The sequence below is a fragment of the Faucicola sp. SE7633 genome, from assembly GCF_059264685.1.
Genome location: NZ_JCADBW010000010.1, coordinates 55,780 through 71,873, shown reverse-complemented (window position 1 = coordinate 71,873; position 16,094 = coordinate 55,780). Strand labels below are relative to the sequence as shown.

The 16,094-nt window shown below is 50.9% G+C and carries 16 protein-coding genes and 2 tRNA genes; 8 read left to right on the top strand and 10 right to left on the bottom strand.

Annotated features, from left to right (window positions below):
- Window positions 1-85 precede the first annotated feature (85 nt).
- Genes dcd through folD form a run of 3 tightly spaced genes read right to left on the bottom strand, consistent with a single transcriptional unit; the run spans window position 86 to window position 2,312 of the window.
- Window positions 86-661, bottom strand: a complete 576-nt coding sequence (dcd, locus tag AC5L4R_RS05665; RefSeq protein WP_494473082.1) for a dCTP deaminase — start codon at window positions 659-661, stop codon at window positions 86-88.
- Between the two features lie 26 nt (window positions 662-687).
- Window positions 688-1,383, bottom strand: a complete 696-nt coding sequence (locus tag AC5L4R_RS05660; protein ID WP_494473081.1) for a class I SAM-dependent methyltransferase — start codon at window positions 1,381-1,383, stop codon at window positions 688-690.
- 38 nt (window positions 1,384-1,421) lie between these two features.
- Window positions 1,422-2,312, bottom strand: coding sequence for a bifunctional methylenetetrahydrofolate dehydrogenase/methenyltetrahydrofolate cyclohydrolase FolD (gene folD / locus AC5L4R_RS05655; protein ID WP_494473080.1), 891 nt, complete (start codon window positions 2,310-2,312; stop codon window positions 1,422-1,424).
- A gap of 291 nt (window positions 2,313-2,603) precedes the next feature.
- On the opposite strand from folD, the gene AC5L4R_RS05650 reads away from it, so the two are divergent.
- The 3 genes from AC5L4R_RS05650 (at window position 2,604) to AC5L4R_RS05640 (ending at window position 3,589) form a co-directional block, all read left to right on the top strand.
- A tRNA-Cys gene (locus AC5L4R_RS05650) sits at window positions 2,604-2,677 on the top strand.
- Window positions 2,678-2,707: 30 nt separating this feature from the next.
- Window positions 2,708-2,794, top strand: a tRNA-Leu gene (locus tag AC5L4R_RS05645).
- Between the two features lie 243 nt (window positions 2,795-3,037).
- Window positions 3,038-3,589 (top strand): lipocalin family protein, encoded by a 552-nt coding sequence (locus AC5L4R_RS05640; protein ID WP_494473079.1) that lies wholly within the window; start codon window positions 3,038-3,040, stop codon window positions 3,587-3,589.
- Between the two features lie 46 nt (window positions 3,590-3,635).
- Here the strand turns inward: AC5L4R_RS05640 and tfpB are convergent, their stop codons facing one another.
- The gene (gene tfpB / locus AC5L4R_RS05635; protein ID WP_494473078.1) at window positions 3,636-5,420 is read right to left on the bottom strand and encodes a type IV pilus assembly ATPase TfpB; all 1,785 of its coding nucleotides are present in this window, start codon (window positions 5,418-5,420) and stop codon (window positions 3,636-3,638) included.
- 134 nt (window positions 5,421-5,554) lie between these two features.
- Here tfpB and yaaA point away from each other — a divergent pair, with 134 nt between their 5' ends.
- Window positions 5,555-6,370, top strand: a complete 816-nt coding sequence (gene yaaA, locus AC5L4R_RS05630) for a peroxide stress protein YaaA (RefSeq protein ID WP_494473077.1) — start codon at window positions 5,555-5,557, stop codon at window positions 6,368-6,370.
- On the top strand, window positions 6,370-6,738 hold the full coding sequence (locus AC5L4R_RS05625; protein WP_494473076.1) for a DUF4298 domain-containing protein: 369 nt from the start codon (window positions 6,370-6,372) through the stop codon (window positions 6,736-6,738). The genes yaaA and AC5L4R_RS05625 overlap by 1 nt, the downstream gene beginning before the upstream one ends.
- Before the next feature lie 91 nt (window positions 6,739-6,829).
- Here AC5L4R_RS05625 and groL read toward each other — a convergent pair whose 3' ends face one another.
- A complete protein-coding gene (groL, locus tag AC5L4R_RS05620; RefSeq protein WP_494473075.1) occupies window positions 6,830-8,476 on the bottom strand; it encodes a chaperonin GroEL in 1,647 nt (548 codons plus the stop codon).
- A 110-nt stretch (window positions 8,477-8,586) separates the two neighbouring features.
- Window positions 8,587-8,877, bottom strand: coding sequence for a co-chaperone GroES (gene groES, locus AC5L4R_RS05615; protein ID WP_494473074.1), 291 nt, complete (start codon window positions 8,875-8,877; stop codon window positions 8,587-8,589).
- A gap of 333 nt (window positions 8,878-9,210) precedes the next feature.
- Here groES and AC5L4R_RS05610 point away from each other — a divergent pair, with 333 nt between their 5' ends.
- Window positions 9,211-9,939, top strand: a complete 729-nt coding sequence (locus AC5L4R_RS05610) for a DUF3108 domain-containing protein (protein WP_494473073.1) — start codon at window positions 9,211-9,213, stop codon at window positions 9,937-9,939.
- A gap of 84 nt (window positions 9,940-10,023) precedes the next feature.
- Here AC5L4R_RS05610 and AC5L4R_RS05605 read toward each other — a convergent pair whose 3' ends face one another.
- Together AC5L4R_RS05605 and wrbA are read right to left on the bottom strand one after the other, a co-directional pair.
- Window positions 10,024-10,446: a hypothetical protein gene (locus AC5L4R_RS05605; protein WP_494473072.1), complete on the bottom strand. Its 423-nt coding sequence runs from the start codon at window positions 10,444-10,446 to the stop codon at window positions 10,024-10,026.
- Entirely contained in the window at window positions 10,434-11,099 is a 666-nt protein-coding gene (gene wrbA / locus AC5L4R_RS05600) for an NAD(P)H:quinone oxidoreductase (RefSeq protein ID WP_494473071.1), read from the bottom strand. Before wrbA ends, AC5L4R_RS05605 begins: the two co-directional genes overlap by 13 nt.
- Window positions 11,100-11,552: 453 nt before the next feature.
- Between wrbA and AC5L4R_RS05595 the strand changes: the two genes are divergently transcribed.
- The gene (locus AC5L4R_RS05595) at window positions 11,553-13,547 is read left to right on the top strand and encodes a YihY family inner membrane protein (RefSeq protein ID WP_494473070.1); all 1,995 of its coding nucleotides are present in this window, start codon (window positions 11,553-11,555) and stop codon (window positions 13,545-13,547) included.
- 74 nt (window positions 13,548-13,621) lie between these two features.
- Here AC5L4R_RS05595 and AC5L4R_RS05590 read toward each other — a convergent pair whose 3' ends face one another.
- Complete coding sequence (locus tag AC5L4R_RS05590; protein ID WP_494473069.1) at window positions 13,622-14,185, bottom strand: DUF2127 domain-containing protein; 564 nt, start codon at window positions 14,183-14,185, stop codon at window positions 13,622-13,624.
- Window positions 14,186-14,391: 206 nt separating this feature from the next.
- Between AC5L4R_RS05590 and AC5L4R_RS05585 the strand changes: the two genes are divergently transcribed.
- Window positions 14,392-14,751 carry a hypothetical protein gene (locus AC5L4R_RS05585; RefSeq protein ID WP_494473068.1) on the top strand — a complete coding sequence of 120 codons (360 nt, stop codon included), beginning with the start codon at window positions 14,392-14,394 and terminating at the stop codon, window positions 14,749-14,751.
- Window positions 14,752-14,787: 36 nt separating this feature from the next.
- Here AC5L4R_RS05585 and AC5L4R_RS05580 read toward each other — a convergent pair whose 3' ends face one another.
- Window positions 14,788-15,948, bottom strand: coding sequence for a dihydroorotase (locus tag AC5L4R_RS05580; protein WP_494473067.1), 1,161 nt, complete (start codon window positions 15,946-15,948; stop codon window positions 14,788-14,790).
- Window positions 15,949-16,094: the final 146 nt, after the last annotated feature.

Genomic DNA, 16,094 nt, shown 5'->3' with positions numbered 1-16,094 from the left:
AATTAAAAAAACCGTATCTTAAAACGATACGGTTTTGTTTGCTTGACTTTGCTTGACAAAGCCAAGCTATGGTTAAAAATTTGCGCTAGGTCTTTGGCAAGGTCACGCCCGTTTGTCCTTGGTACTTGCCGCCACGGTCTTTGTAGGAGGTTTGGCACACGTCATCGGCATCACTTTGCAAAAATAACATCTGAGCCACACCTTCGCCAGCATAAATTCGCGCAGGTAGATTGGTCGTGTTGCTAAATTCTAGTGTGACATGCCCTTCCCACTCAGGCTCAAGCGGTGTGACATTGACGATAATCCCACAACGCGCATAGGTGGATTTGCCCAAACAAATCGTCAGCACGTCGCGCGGAATGCGAAAATACTCTACCGTACGCGCCAAGGCAAACGAATTGGGCGGAATGATGCACTCATCGCCAACGATATCAATAAAGCTGCGTTCATCAAAGTTTTTGGGATCGACAATCGCCGAATGCACGTTGGTAAATACCTTAAATTCACGCGCACAGCGTACGTCATAGCCATAACTTGACGTGCCATAGCTGACCAATTTTTGCCCAGCGGCGTTGTAACGCACCTGCTCGGCTTCAAACGGTTCGATCATGCCGTGTTCAGTCGCCATACGCCGAATCCAGCGGTCGGATTTGATTGACATGGGTGATTCCTATCGTGATTTAATTTTCAGGGGTTTGCAGCAGGCTTGTGCGCTTGGTACAGTGTCACGCGGTTAAACTGACGCGCCTCGTCCATATCGGGCAGTGTCGTGGTCTGCTCAACCGTTGCCACGCGCTGATAACGCGGATGGGCAAGGTTTTTAAGCCGACTATCCGCCAACCAAACCGTATCGGCAACGTCCAATGCGGTATCAAGCCAAGCCACGTTGGCAGCGTCATAGAGCACATCCGCCATGCACAGCACATCAACTTTGTCCACCCCCACACTTGCCAGCGCGTGCAAATCATCCAGCAGTGTGATGGTCTCACCGTTGAGCGCGGCATTGGCTTGACACGCCAATAAGCTGATGGGGTCAACGTCACAACAAATTACCCGACGCGCGCCTGCACGTTTGGCAGCGATGCCAACAATCCCCGAACCTGCCCCAAAATCCAGCACCACCTTGCCTGCCACTGTCTGCGGCGCAGTCAAAATATGTCGCGCCAACACCTGCCCCGATGCCCACGCAAACACCCAATACGGGCAGTGTGACCACAAGCGCTCAATGACAGCAGGTGTCAAGTCTTGATGGCAAAAATTGTCATCAATCAACCACAGCGCAAACGGCTGATTAGTTGCCAATAAAGGCACATCTGTGACGCGTAGCTTGGCTAACGGCAAAACCTTGTGCAAGGCCGTCAGTAGCGCAACAGGGGCAGACATGGTAGGCAGCAAAGCGTTAATTGGACAAACGGCTTGTGTTAAGCGTTTTTGGCGGCTGCTTGTTCTGCCGCTGCTTTTTCTGCGGCTGCTTTTTCTGCCGCTTCTAGGGTCTGACGAATCAAGGTGTTAATCGTCATAGGCCCTACGCCACCAGGTACAGGCGTAAACGCGCTGGCGATGTCATCCATATCGCGCAGCTCAATATCACCCACGCCGCCGTTCTCGGTCGGGTGAAAACCTGCATCCACCACCACCGCGCCGTGTTTAATCCAATCTTTTTTAATCAGCTCAGGCTTGCCAACCGCGCCCACGATGATATCGGCTTGCTTGACGATATCTGGCAAATTTTGGGTTTTAGAATGGCAAATCGTCACCGTGCAATCAGCGTTTAGCAACATCATCGCCATCGGTTTGCCCAAAATCGCGCTGCGCCCGACCACAACCGCGTGCTTGCCTGCCAGTTCAATGCCGTATTGCGCCAGCAAATACATAATGCCCTGCGGTGTGCACGCGCCATAGGCAGGTTCGCCCATCGCCATCTTGCCAAAGCCCAAACAAGTCACGCCATCGACATCTTTTTCAACCGCAATCGCATCAAAACACGCGCGCTCATCGATTTGGCTTGGCACAGGGTGTTGCAACAAAATGCCATGCACATCGGGATTGGTATTGAGCTCAGCGATTTTTGCCAGTAGCTGCTCGGTGGTGGTGTCAGCAGGCAAGGTCACCTTGAGCGAATCCATACCCACGCGCCGACAAGCATTGCCTTTCATTTTGACATAGGTGGCAGAAGCAGGGTCATCACCGACCAAAATCGTCGCCAAAATCGGCGTGCGCCCCGTCTGCTCTTTGAGTGCCGTAACGCGCTCGGCAAGCGCAAGTTCAATCTGTTTGGCATAAGCTTTGCCGTCTAAACGGGTGGCAGGCATGGCGATTCCTTAGCGTTAAAAACCCTGAGCGTTCACAATTAGCAACAGGTTGGTGAAAATGACGATAATAAAACGACGATAAAATCGTAAAATCAGCCGTATTGTAGCCGATTTTTGTACGGATGAAAACGCAGGAAATCGGCGCTTGCTGTTAAATACCCCAGCCATTTGGTGATAAAATTTGCCTCAAACAACAGATAATGCCAAAAAATCCTTGCACTTTTAAAAATTTTTGTTATGATAGCAATCCTTAATTCAAGCACCCACTACTTGGGCAGACTTGACAACGATGGCTGGGTGGCAGAGTGGTTATGCAGCGGATTGCAAATCCGTGGACGCCGGTTCGATTCCGACCTCAGCCTCCATTTTTTTGGGTTAAACCCTAGCCTCTCACCGCCCGGATGGTGAAATTGGTAGACACAAGGGATTTAAAATCCCTCGCTCTTTCGAGTGTGCCGGTTCAAGTCCGGCTCTGGGCACCATCTTATTTTGTCATTCAATTGCCCTTAGGTATGTCTGTGCTTGCCTATAGACGGGCTTTCTTTCATAATATTTATTAAATTTATTCTGCGGCGGTTTACCAGCCAATGCTTTGCCCTAAGGCTTTTTATTGTTACGTTAAATTGCTTAATAGCTTGCCCTTAATAGCTTGCCAAGGATGCAACGTTCGTATAATCATGACGCGATATCAGCATTTTTTCTCCCAAAAGTTCGTTCAATTTGGCATGGTTGCCGCTATTGGCATAACCGTGGGTTTGGGCGTTGCACACGCTGCCACGGCTCAAACAGTGGCAGGCAAGCCGCAAACGGTGGCGCAAGTGGATTTGAACCGCTACACAGGCACATGGTATGAAATCGCGCGTTTGCCGATGTTTTTTCAGCGTCAGTGTGCCAGCGATGTCACCGCCACTTATCGCCTAAAACCAAGCGGCGCTATCAACGTGGACAACCAATGCCGAGATAAAAACGGTAAGGTCATCCAAAGTATGGGTGAGGCCACCCAACATGGCGACAGCACCAGTCGGCTTAAAGTGACGTTTTTGCCACAAGGCTTACGCTGGCTACCCTTTGGTAAGGCGGATTATTGGGTATTGGCACTGGATGACAACTACCAACACGCCTTGGTCGGTACGCCAAACCACAAGTATCTGTGGGTGCTATCTCGCACGCCAACGATGGATGAAAACACTTATCATCAGTTCGTAACCATTGCTCAGCAGCAAGGGTATGATGTCAGCAAGCTGCAAAAAACGCCACACCATCTTGCCACATTGTAGTTGGCAGGTATAGCTCAGGTCAAATGCGGTAGAAACCTAGCAGCCCCTACAGTGGCACGACGCGCACGACCTCCTCAAAGCTGGTCACGCCTTCGGCGATCTTGCGCGCGCCTGCCAGTCGTAGCGGTTGCAAACCGTCTTGGTACGCCTTTTGCGTCAATGCATTAAGACTAGCACCCTCACTAATCAAACGCTTGGTATCTTGGTTAAGTACCATAATTTCATACAAACCAATACGCCCCAAATAACCCGTATCGCGGCAATGCTCGCAGCCTGTTGCGTGGGCGATGTGACTGGGCGCAGCGGCTTTCCATGGGTGCACCAGTGTGTGCCATATTTGTACCTCGCCGTCACTAATCGGCCGTTGGGTTTTGCAATGCGGGCACAAGGTACGCACCAACCGCTGCGCCATCACGCCCAAAATCGTCGCCGCGGTCAAAAACGGCGCAACACCCAGATCATGCAAACGGGTCAATGAACTCGGCGCGTCATTGGTATGCAGCGTTGAGAGCACCAAATGCCCTGTCAGCGATGCTTGTACCGCCATGTCGGCGGTCTGGGTGTCGCGAATCTCACCGACCATGATGATGTCAGGATCTTGACGCATCAGCGCGCGGATGCCATCGGCAAACGTCAAATCAATGTTGCTTTGCACCTGCATTTGGTTGAACGCAGGCTCGACCATCTCAATCGGGTCTTCAATGGTGCAGACATTGACTTCAGGCGTGGCAAGCTGCTTGAGCGTGCTGTAGAGCGTCGTGGTTTTGCCCGACCCTGTCGGCCCTGTGACCAAAATAATGCCGTTTGGCGTGCGCGTCATCTCCTGCCATTTTTGTAAATCACGCCCCGTCAAGCCTAGCTGCTCAAATGTGCGTACCAAGACATCGGGGTCAAACACGCGCATGACCAGTTTTTCACCAAACGCTGTTGGTAGCGTCGATAGGCGCAGCTCGGTTTCTTGCCCCTTTGGCGTGCGCGTCTTGAGCCGTCCGTCTTGCGGCTTACGCTTTTCGGCGACATTGAGCCTGCCCAAAATCTTAATCCGCGCCACCACCGCCGTCATGATACCCACGGGCATTTCATAGACGGTATGCAGCACGCCGTCGATACGAAAGCGCACCTTGCCTATATCGCGGCGCGGCTCAAGATGGATATCACTGGCGCGTTGGTCAAAGGCGTATTGCAGCAGCCAATCGACCACGCGCACGATGTGTTGGTCGTTGGCATCGGGGTTTTCGATATTGCCCAGCTGTAGCAGCGCCTCGACGTTGGTCACATCGGCTTCGGCACGGCGTTGCTGACTGTGCGCGCCTGCTATCGCCTTGGTCACTTGGTAAAATTCCTGCCGATAGCGGTTGATTTGGGCAGGGTTTAGCAGCACCGTGCGCACGGCACGCGGCGCGACTACCTGCGCGATATTGGCTTGCCAATCGTGGTATAGCGGCTGATCCGTGCCGATGGTGACATGGGTATCATCAACCGCCACTGCCAAAATGTGCTGCGACTTGGCATACTCAAACGACATCACCGCGGTGACGGCTGGTACATCGACTTTAAGTGGGTCAATGCGGACATACGCCATGCCTGCCTTGCGCGCTAACCAATCGTTGAGCCAATCTAAGGTCAAAACCGTTGGCGGATTGGCAGTGGCATGGCTGGCGGTTGCTTTATCGGTTAAATGAAAGCCTGCGATGATTTGCAGCGGATGTTGCTGAACGCGCTGGCTGGTCAGCACCAAGTTATAATCGCGTTGGTCAATGTGCCCATCTTGAAGCAGTTCATCCAAACACCAACGGGTATCAATGAGTAAAGAAAAATTCGGATTTGGCATTGCAGGTTGGTCAGGTCATCATCGGTTGGATAGCATCGTTTATCTAAGACGCTATTTTAGCCAAATTTTTGACCGCCTGCTGTTGTATAATCTTTGCTTAACAAGACCGTTTAAAGACAGCGTTGGATTGATTTATGTATTTTTTGCTCTCCCCTGCCAAAAACTTGGCCGAGAACCGCGCCCTACCGCCTACTGTCGGCAAGCGTTTACACAACGCGCCGCTACCCGACCATCAACCTGCGTTGATGCCGCAAGCCTGCACACTCATGGCATTGCTCAAACCGCTTGACCCCATTAACCTGATGACATTACTGGGCATTTCGCACAAGCTTGCTGAGGTCAATGCCGAGCGCAACCAACGTTGGGTATGGGATGACAACCAGCCGTTTGACCTTGAGCGCGCCAAGCCTGCGCTGTACTTGTTTGCAGGCGATGTGTATCAAGGCTTGGACGCTGACAGCCTAACACTTGACGCGATTGAATATTTGCAGCGGCATTTGGGGATTTTATCGGGGTTATACGGTGTGCTCAAGCCGTTGGATTTTATCATGCCATATCGGCTTGAGATGGGCAGCAAACTTGCAAATGCGCGCGGCAATAACTTGTATGAGTTTTGGGGCAACCAAATTGGCGATACGCTTGCCAAGCGCATGGCACAAAACGGCGATGCAGTGCTGATAAATTTAGCGTCAAATGAATATTTTAAGGCGGTACAAAGCACAAATTTGCCCCAATCCATCATCACACCGCGTTTTGAAGATGGCAAAAACGGTACATACAAGGTCATAAGTTTTTATGCCAAACACGCGCGCGGCTTGATGGCGCGCTATGCCGCCTGCCACGCGCTCAGCAAGCCCGAAGAATTGCAAAACTTTGACCTCGACGGTTATTATTTTGTGCCAGACGCGTCCAGTGAGACGGAATTTGTATTTAGACGGGAGCATCACTAATGCCAAAATCTACCGCAGCCAAAGACAGTAGCACCCAATCCATGCAGCAGCGGCTTGATGAGATGCAAGCCTTGTATCGTGAATGGCTGGCATGCCAGCCAAAACTTGAGCAGGCGCAAAAAGACTGGCAACACAGCGTCGCCATCATGCAAAAATTGGAAGCGTTTTATACCAATGGCGAATACAGGCAGCTCAACGACGCGGTGGATGCAGGTGCAGATTTGGATTTGACGACACAGGGCGAGTACAGCGTATTGTCAGAAGACGCGCTATGGGACGCGCTGGGCGAGCAAGACCAACAACTATGGGCACTGCTGCGTTTTGCCGTCAAACACCTAGATCGTTTTTCTGATAACGATAAAAACTAACCAAATTTTATCGATAAAAAAACCCTGCCAAACATCCGTTTGACAGGGTTTTGCACGTTATAACGGGCTATCTACAATAGCTAGCGTCGGCTTACATCATGCCGCCCATGCCACCCATTCCGCCCATACCAGCCATGGCAGCGGCAGCAGCGCCGTCGTCTTTGGCAGGTAGGTCAGTGATCATAGCTTCGGTCGTTAGCATCAAGCCTGCCACTGAAGCTGCGTGTTCTAGTGCCGAACGGGTAACTTTGGCTGGGTCAAGAATACCCATTTCTAGCATGTCACCGTACTCACCTGTGGCTGCGTTATAGCCGTAGTTGCCTTCACCAGATTTGACTTGGTTGATGACCACTGAGGCTTCATCGCCTGCGTTGGTGACGATTTGACGCAAAGGCGCTTCCATCGCACGGCGCAAGATGTTGATACCTGCAACTTGGTCATCGTTGTCGCCTTTGACCGCGTCCAAGGCTGACAAGGCGCGTACCAACGCCACGCCACCGCCTGCAACCACGCCCTCTTCAACGGCTGCACGGGTTGCATGTAACGCGTCATCTACGCGGTCTTTTTTCTCTTTCATTTCGGTTTCGGTGGCTGCACCGACTTTGATCACGGCAACACCGCCTGCAAGTTTGGCGATACGCTCTTGCAGTTTTTCTTTGTCGTAGTCTGAGGTTGATTCTTCCACTTGACGGCGCAAAGAGGTCACGCGGTCATCGATGGTAGATTTTTCGCCTGCCCCATCCACGATTACGGTGTTTTCTTTACCCACAGTGACTTTTTTGGCCGTGCCCAAGACTGACAAATCAACGGTTTCAAGGGTCATGCCCAGCTCTTCTGACACCACAGTCGCGCCAGTCAAAATCGCGATATCTTGCAACATGGCTTTACGACGATCACCAAAACCTGGGGCTTTAACCGCACAGACTTTCAAGCCACCGCGCATGTTATTTACTACCAATGTTGCCAACGCTTCGTTTTCTACGTCTTCGGCGATGATAAGCAGCGGACGGCTTTGTTTCATCACGTTTTCTAGCAGTGGAATCAACTCACGGATGTTGCTGATTTTTTTGTCTACCAACAAAATCAATGGGCTGTCCAGCTCAGCGGTCAAGGTGTCTGGTTTGTTGGCAAAGTAGGGGCTGATATAGCCACGGTCAAACTGCATACCTTCGACGACTTCTAAGGTATCTTCAAAGCCTGAACCTTCTTCTACGGTGATCACGCCTTCTTTACCGACTTTTTCCATCGCTTGGGCGATTAGATCGCCGATGGTTTGGTCAGAGTTGGCAGAGATTGACCCTACTTGGGCAATCGCTTTGCTGTCGTTGGCAGGGGTTGAGATTTCATGGATTTTATCAACAACCGCACGTACGCCTTTGTCGATACCGCGTTTTAAATCCATTGGATTCATGCCTGCGGCAACTGATTTTAGACCTTCTTGCAAAATCGCTTGTGCCAATACGGTTGCTGTGGTGGTACCGTCACCAGCAACGTCATTGGTTTTGCTCGCTACTTCGCGCACTAGCTGCGCGCCCATGTTTTCAAACTTGTCTTCCAGTTCGATTTCTTTAGCGACGCTTACACCGTCTTTGGTAATGGTTGGTGCGCCAAATGATTTGTCAATCACCACATTGCGACCTTTAGGGCCTAGGGTGACTTTAACGGCGTTTGCCAAGACGTTTACGCCTTCAATCATTCTGCTGCGTGCATCACTGCTAAATTTGACATCTTTTGCCATGTGTATTCTCCAAGGTGTTTATTTAATAGGTTATTAATTTGGTTATAGGCAGGTTTTTCAACCGCTTATCACGGCATTTTTGTACAAAATGCCAATTTATTTGGTTGCTATTATCGGGTTACCACGCCCAATACGTCGCTTTCGCGCATGATAAGCAGCTCTTCGCCATCAACTTTGACGGTTGAGCCTGCGTACTGTCCAAATAGCACGGTATCGCCGACTTTTACGTCAAGTGGGCGCACGTCGCCATTGTCGCGGATTTGTCCGTTACCCACGGCAAGCACTTCGCCTTGTGAGGGTTTTTCTTGCGCGTTGTTAGCCAACAGCAAGCCGCCTGCGGTTTTTTGCTCTTCTTCGCTACGGCGCACGACAATACGGTCATGTAAAGGACGAATGTTCATGTTCAACTCCAGCAAATTGTTGTGAAAAACGCGCCGCCATCGGTTTTAGGTGCGCGGCGCAAAAGGTTTGATTGCGCCCACGGTTGTTATTATGCGGCAGTCAATCAAATTACCTCACACAATGGGGATGGGACAAAATTTGTTCAAGCGTTCATGGTAATTTTTTTGGCATTGTGTTAATTGATGTAAAAATCAGCCAATTATGTCGCAAATCTGCTGAAAATATAATGATTTGTAATTTTATCAGCGGCTGACTTGTAAATTTATCCCGTGATGTCCATCATAACTGTCATATTTGGTTACAATTTAGCGCAAATGATTGAGGACAATGCCATGAGCAACTTATTACAGCGTCGTCAGCCAAAAAATGGCCGTCTCACCATCGGTCGATGGCAACAAGCGGCGGTGTTGGCGGTAGGTCTGGGCGTGGTTGGTGCGGCACAAGCGGATGTCGCACCGTTTGCCGCGACGTATCAATTTAGTATTGAAAACAAGTACAACGGCACGGCGACACGCACACTGACCAAAAACGGCAACCAGTACAACTACAACGTACGCGCCAACGTTGGCAAGCTGGCATCGGCACGCCAAAACGCGACCTTTGGCACTACAGGCGGTGTGGTGCAACCTGTGGTCAGTAGCACCCAGTATCGGGTGTTGGGCGTGGGCAATACCACCGAGCTGCGCTTTAACCCCACGGGCAAACAGGTGACCAGCACCCACAAGGGTAAAACCCAAATCCTGCCTTTGACACAGGCGGCCTACGATGATTTAAGCCTTGAGGTGCAAATTCGCGAGGATTTGAAAAACAACCGTTTTCGTGGCAATTACGCCATGGTCGGGCGCAATAAAATTGAGGCTGTACCGTTTACCAAGTCTGCGCCAACGCGCATTCGCGTACCAGCAGGCACGTTTGATGTGGTGCGTATTGACCGCGTGCACGATGACAAAGACCGCCAAACCAGCTTTTGGCTAGCACCGTCACTGGATTATTTGCCCATCAAGGTGGTACAAACCAATGACGGGCGGCGTATGCAGATGGAATTGGTTAAGGTAAATTAAGCAATCATGCAGCATGTTTTATGACAAACAGGCTAAATACCCTATCGTATTTAGCCTGTTTCTTAACAAATCAACCCAATCAACTTAAGCGTTCATTTTTGGCAATTTTTTGAGCAGCATAAACAGCCAGTAATTAAGACAGCCAAGCAACACAAAATCCACCAGCCACACCGCCAACAGCGTCCACGCTTGCGCAAAACCGTATTGCAGCACAACCATACCGCTACCACCCCAATACACCAACAGTAGCAAAGCTATCATCGTCAAGGCATACGGCTGTCTGCCCGTCAGCACCCACGGGCTTACTAACAAGGCTGGTAGCAGCCATAGCCCTTGCCAAATCACGCCACCGAGCAGCGAGGGCTTGGTGGGGAGCAAAGACGCCGTCAATATCGGCACGCCCAGCCAACGCCAGCCCAACCACAACCACCACCCACCGCGCAGCCGCGCGCGTAGTCGGCTTGCTGCCAATGCTAGCTGTTGGGCTGATTGCGCTATTTTTGCCATGTTGCGTGACCAATCGGTGTGTTGAGCAGCGCACGGGCAGTGACCGCCAAGCGTTTGCCTTGGGCAATGGCAAGGGTAATTTCATCAGCTGTCAGCGGATTTTGGTGCTGTGCGCCGCTGACGTGGGTTGCGCCATACGGTGTGCCGCCTTGTTGGGTGCGGTTAAGGGCAGGTTCGCTATACGGTAGCCCAAGCACCAGCATGCCGTGGTGCCATAGCGGTGTCATCATGCTTATCAAGGTGGTTTCTTGCCCGCCATGCATCGAACCGCTGGTGGTAAAGACGCAGGCAGGCTTGTTTTGCAAATCACCTGCCAACCACAGCGTGACGCTGTTGTCCCAAAAGTATTTCATCGGTGCTGCCATGTTGCCAAAATGCGTTGGGCTGCCCAATGCCAGCCCGACACAGTCCCGCAGGTCATCTTGACTGGCGTACAGGTCGCCATCATCGGGGATGACAGGCGCGACGGCTTCACAGGTGGCGCTGATGGGTGCAACCGTACGAATCCGTGCGCGAATGCCCACGTTGGCATCCTCAACACCTTGCGCGATGTAGTACGCCAGTTGTTTGGTCGAGCCGTTGGCACTGTGGTAGAGCACCAAAATATATGGCTGGTCGGTGGGTGCAGGTGGGTTGGCAACATCGGTTTGCATGGTAGGTATCCTGAAAGTTGTTTTGAGAAATTGTTTTGATTTTACCGTATCGCTCATAAAAATTGCGGCTAAATGGTCTAAGTCCGCGGTGTCAATGGATGGCATTTTTTGCTAAATGATGCCATATTTAAGGTCAGCACCGTACTGCGTCTGTCTGCGCGTGGTGTCGGTGTGTCGCCGTTGGCACACGCTTTGTTTAGCAGATTTTTTAGCCCGTAACAGAACAGCAAGTCACTAACGCAAAAAAACGTTACAGTTATTTTAGCCACATTGCTCTTATAAAGCGGTGTAATGCCGATACAGTTATGATACCATAGACGCGCCGCTATCCGCCGCGCTTGGGCGGACTTTTTTTGCCCGTTGGCCGGCCGTTCATGACCTAAGCAAAAAGCCCGACAACTGTGACTGACAATTATGGAAAATTTTATCAATAAAATAAAAAATAGCCGCTTCATGCAGCACAAATGGGTGCAGTTTGTGGTATTTTTGATTAAAAACTTTTTAAATGATAATTGCACGCAAAAAGCGGCTTCATTGACCTATACCACGCTGCTATCGCTGGTGCCAATTTTGACGCTGGTTTTGGTGACGCTGTCATTAATTCCACAACTGGCAAGCGCCAAACAGCAAATCCAAGAAGCCATTTCGCGCAATTTGTTGCCTTCGGCAGGTTCACAAGTCGCGGATTATATCCAACAATTCACCAGTAACGCGTCAAATTTGTCGGTGATTGGTGCGGTGGCGCTGCTGTTTACCACATTGTCGATGCTGTTCACCATTGAGCGTGCGTTCAATGAGATTTGGCGCGTGGAGAAAAAAGAAACCACGTTGTTTAATCTGCTACGTTATTGGGCGATTGTGACGATTGCACCGTTTGTGTTGGGCACTGCCTTTATTGTCTCAAGCACGGTGCAAAGTTTGAGCTTTTTAAACCAAAGCTTTGGCGGCTATGCCATCGACTGGGCGGTGTGGGTGCATATCGCGTCGGTGTTGGTGATGACGCTGGGTTTTGTGGGTATTTATTGGTTTATTCCGCGTTGTCAGGTGCGGTTTAAACACGCGCTGGTGGCAGGCATTATCACGGGCATTATCTTTGAGCTGCTCAAGCAGTTTTTTGGCTTGGCGGTGAGCAATTTTACCAGCTATGAAGCGGTGTATGGCGCATTTGCGGCGTTGCCGTTGTTCCTGCTGTGGGTGTATATTTCTTGGAACGTGATTTTGCTGGGTGTTGAGATTAGCTATAGCTTGACGATTTTTGAAACCGATGAGCTGCACCCACGCCACGCGTTGTTTAGCTTGATGGATATGCTCAATGTATTGTATCGTGAGCACAAAAAAGGCAACGCCGTCAATGAAGCAGGCTTGCGTGACGTACTTGGGCGGCGCGAAATGCCCAACTGGTACACTTATATCACATTTTTACAAGACAACAATCTGATTACCAACAGCGAAAAAGATGAGTATATCCTCAAACGCTCGCTACAAGATTACACGCTGTGGGACTTTTACCAAAATCTGCCCTACCCCTTGCCACACCGCAGCGACTTACAAAAAATGCAAAAATATGTGCCGCAATCGCGTGAATGGGTCGCGCTGATGGCCAAAAATGAGCGCATGTTGCAGCGCAATTTTTCGATATCGCTGGCAGATATCTTTGATACGATGCAGCCACGGCAAAAACCCAGCCCCGATGATGTCGATAAACCCGAAGGCAAACACAAAATCAATGACAACTCATTGGTACATGGGCGTGAAAAAAGCGGGCTATCGGGCGGCCAAATCAGCGATGTGATTAATAAAGACCAGCGCATCAAAGACACCGACAAAGACCGCGTGGCAGAAGACACCGCAGAACAAAACGCGGCTGTCCATCATCATGGCATGGGTGCTAATCATAATATTGGCACGGATGAAAAAAATCTGGACACAACCATGAACCCCAAACACCAAAAACCCAACGAACCAACGCACGCCCATCCATCAACCAGCCAGCCAACGGGTGAAGAATACGACGCTCTAATTGACTATATGGGCGACGACCACCAAAGCACCCATGCCCCAAAAAGCCGCCTAGCGCAGCATATTGACGGCATTGACACCAGCTATGACGCGTACATGAATGCGCAAAACTTCCACGAATCGCCCAACCACCAAGCGCAATTAGGTCATCCCATCATTGACCAACAAGGCGTGGATGGCTTTATCCCCAGCCGTCTAGATGGCGCGACCGATGCGCTAAAACCTGCCGTGCAAATCAATGACGACGGCTTGATGCGCAGTGCCCACCCAATCAAGCGCGGCAACTTTATCCAGCGTCATCTTAAAAAGCTCAAGCACTTTATCCATGAGCACACGCGCGATGATAGCCACCCACACCGCGATGACCACCATCCGTCAAAATCGGTACAAATCATCGATGAACGCGACAATCCGCACAAACAAGGCTGATTTTTCCCAACAGGATAAAAAAAAGGGCGTGAGTGCCCTTTTTTTATGCCGTTTTTATCGCCAAAGTGTGACCGTTAAATCAAACCCTTTTGGCGCATACTGCGAAACACCAACCAAAACACCAGCGCATTGAGCAGCAACACCAACAGATGTAGCCAATTAAACGGTCTTGCAACCACATCATAAAATTCAACGGGTAAAAAAATCCCATAACCTAGCAAGCTGAGCCAGTATGCCCACGCGCGGTCACGATACAAGCCGTACGCTTCTAAAAACCGCAACGCCGCATAACCAAGAATCAAGGCAACCAAACCACGCCAATGCCCATCAATGCCATGCACCCAGCCTGCCAGTGTATCAAGCTGCGGTGCAAACCATTGCCCCCACGCGCGGCGCGCGCTTGCAATTGAGGTATCCGCCACGCGCTCGATGCGGGTATGCCACATCGCCACTATTGACGCCGCCACCACCGCGCCCATGCCTTTGAGCAGTTCATACATCGCCACCATACCAATGGCGCGGTTGGGGCGCGTGGGAGTATTCGGCGCAGCTTGCCGCGGGGTGCTGTATTGTCGGCTATCGGCTGCTGATACCGCGTGAGGATTGGTCGAATAAGGCTTAGAATGTAAATCAGTCATCGTGTAATCTCATCGAGAGAATTTTTGACATTTTTGCCACTTGCCACTAACAAATCGGTTTGCAGATGGACAAAAATCGGCGCACAATGCCCTTGCAGTCGGCGAAGACTGTGGGTAGTTAAAATCACGTGAGGGCAGAAGAGCAACCTCAAACTCCCCCATCAAGCTGTTCTCCTAGGTCGTAACCACACCAGTAAGGGCATTGTATGTCAATTTCAACACACAAAACTCGTCTCATCGCTACAGGTATTGCCGTTATGAGTAGTTTGCTATTGGCAACCCCAAGCTTTGCAAAAACCACACAGTGGGGCGCGAAAACACCTGTTCGCCAACACACCGTGCGCCATGCTTATGCTTATGTTAAACCACAAGCCAACACCAAGACGGTCAAATATCGCAAGGTTAAGCACCAATCGCCAACGCGCTACAACAACGCCCAAAAGCCACACCAAGACCGCAGCTACCATGCCAACCACTACGGCAACGGGCACAATCGCGATCACGCCCGCCACTCCACTAACACCAACGCCAACCGCCATGGCAACGACTGGAAACATGCGCGTTAATTAGCGATTTTTTTATTTTAAAATCACATTAACTAGTTAATCAAAGTAAACTTGCTCAACACGCCCCGTCAAGGTGCTGCCGATAAACGGGGTGTTTTTGCCTGCCGAGTGCATGGCATCGGCAGTCACTTGCCACGTATGGTCTGGATTGACCAACACCGCGCCGCCGATATCGCGCCATTGGGTGTCAATACCTGCAATACGCGCAGGGTTGATGGCGATTTTCTCCACCAGTTGCTCGGCGGTCAATGTACCATCGCGCACCAACTGACAACCCAACGCCATAAAGGTGTCTAAGTTGCTAATGCCTGCTTGGCATTCGGCAAACGGCGCTTGTTTGGCGGTTTTTGCCAAAGGCTCATGGTGGCTACAAATTGCGTCAATCGTGCCATCTTGTAGGCCTTCAAGCAACGCTTTTTGGTCAGTGTTGCTGCGTAGTGGCGGTAGGACGTACGCCAGCGCGTTAAAGCCAATCAGCGCATCATCGGTCAAGTGTAGCTGGTGCATGGCAACATCACAGGTAATCGGTAAGCCGCGCTGTTTTGCCCAGCGGATTAAATCCATTGAGGATTTACACGTCAGCTGGCTAAAGTGCGCCGACACGCCCGTTTCTTCAACAATCAACAACTGTTTGGCAAGCGCGACCGTCTCGGCAATCCACGGAATGCCTGCCAAACCGTGATATGAGGCAATGTAGCCATCATGCGCCACGCCATTTTTGGACAGGATTGGCTCATCGGGATAGAAAAACACCTTGATGTCAAACGTGGCCGCATACTCAAGCGCGCGTAGCAGCACATCATCATTGGCAAAGCTGCGCCGCGCATTGGTCACGCCAATCGCGCCGCCTTGTTTAAGCCCAAGCATATTGGCAGGAAACTCGCCTGCCAGCCCTGCTGTCAATGCACCCAACACATGCAGATGAATGCCTGCGTCGTGGTACGCGCGCTCACGCAAGCCTGCCAGCAGTGAGCCATTTTCTAGCACAGGTTGGGTGTCAGGCGGCATAACCACGTGCAAAAAGCCGTTTTGACGGGCGGCAAGACCTTCAGATTTGAGCGTACCGTGTTGTTGGTGTCCCGGTTCACGCAGCCGCGCGCACAAGTCCACCAGTGGCGGCAATAACCATTTGCCATCAGCGTCGGTGGGTAGTTGGGCGTTATCAAATTGCCAGTTGGGGGGAAGTAAATTTTTCATGCGGTTCTCTTGGTTTAGTTGTCATCCATCGGTCATACGTTACGCCGCTGACGTTAAGTAAAAACGCGCGCGTCCATTTGTCCATCGATAGGCTTTAATCTACACGGGCGAATTCATCACGCCACTGCCAACCATCGCATTTTGTC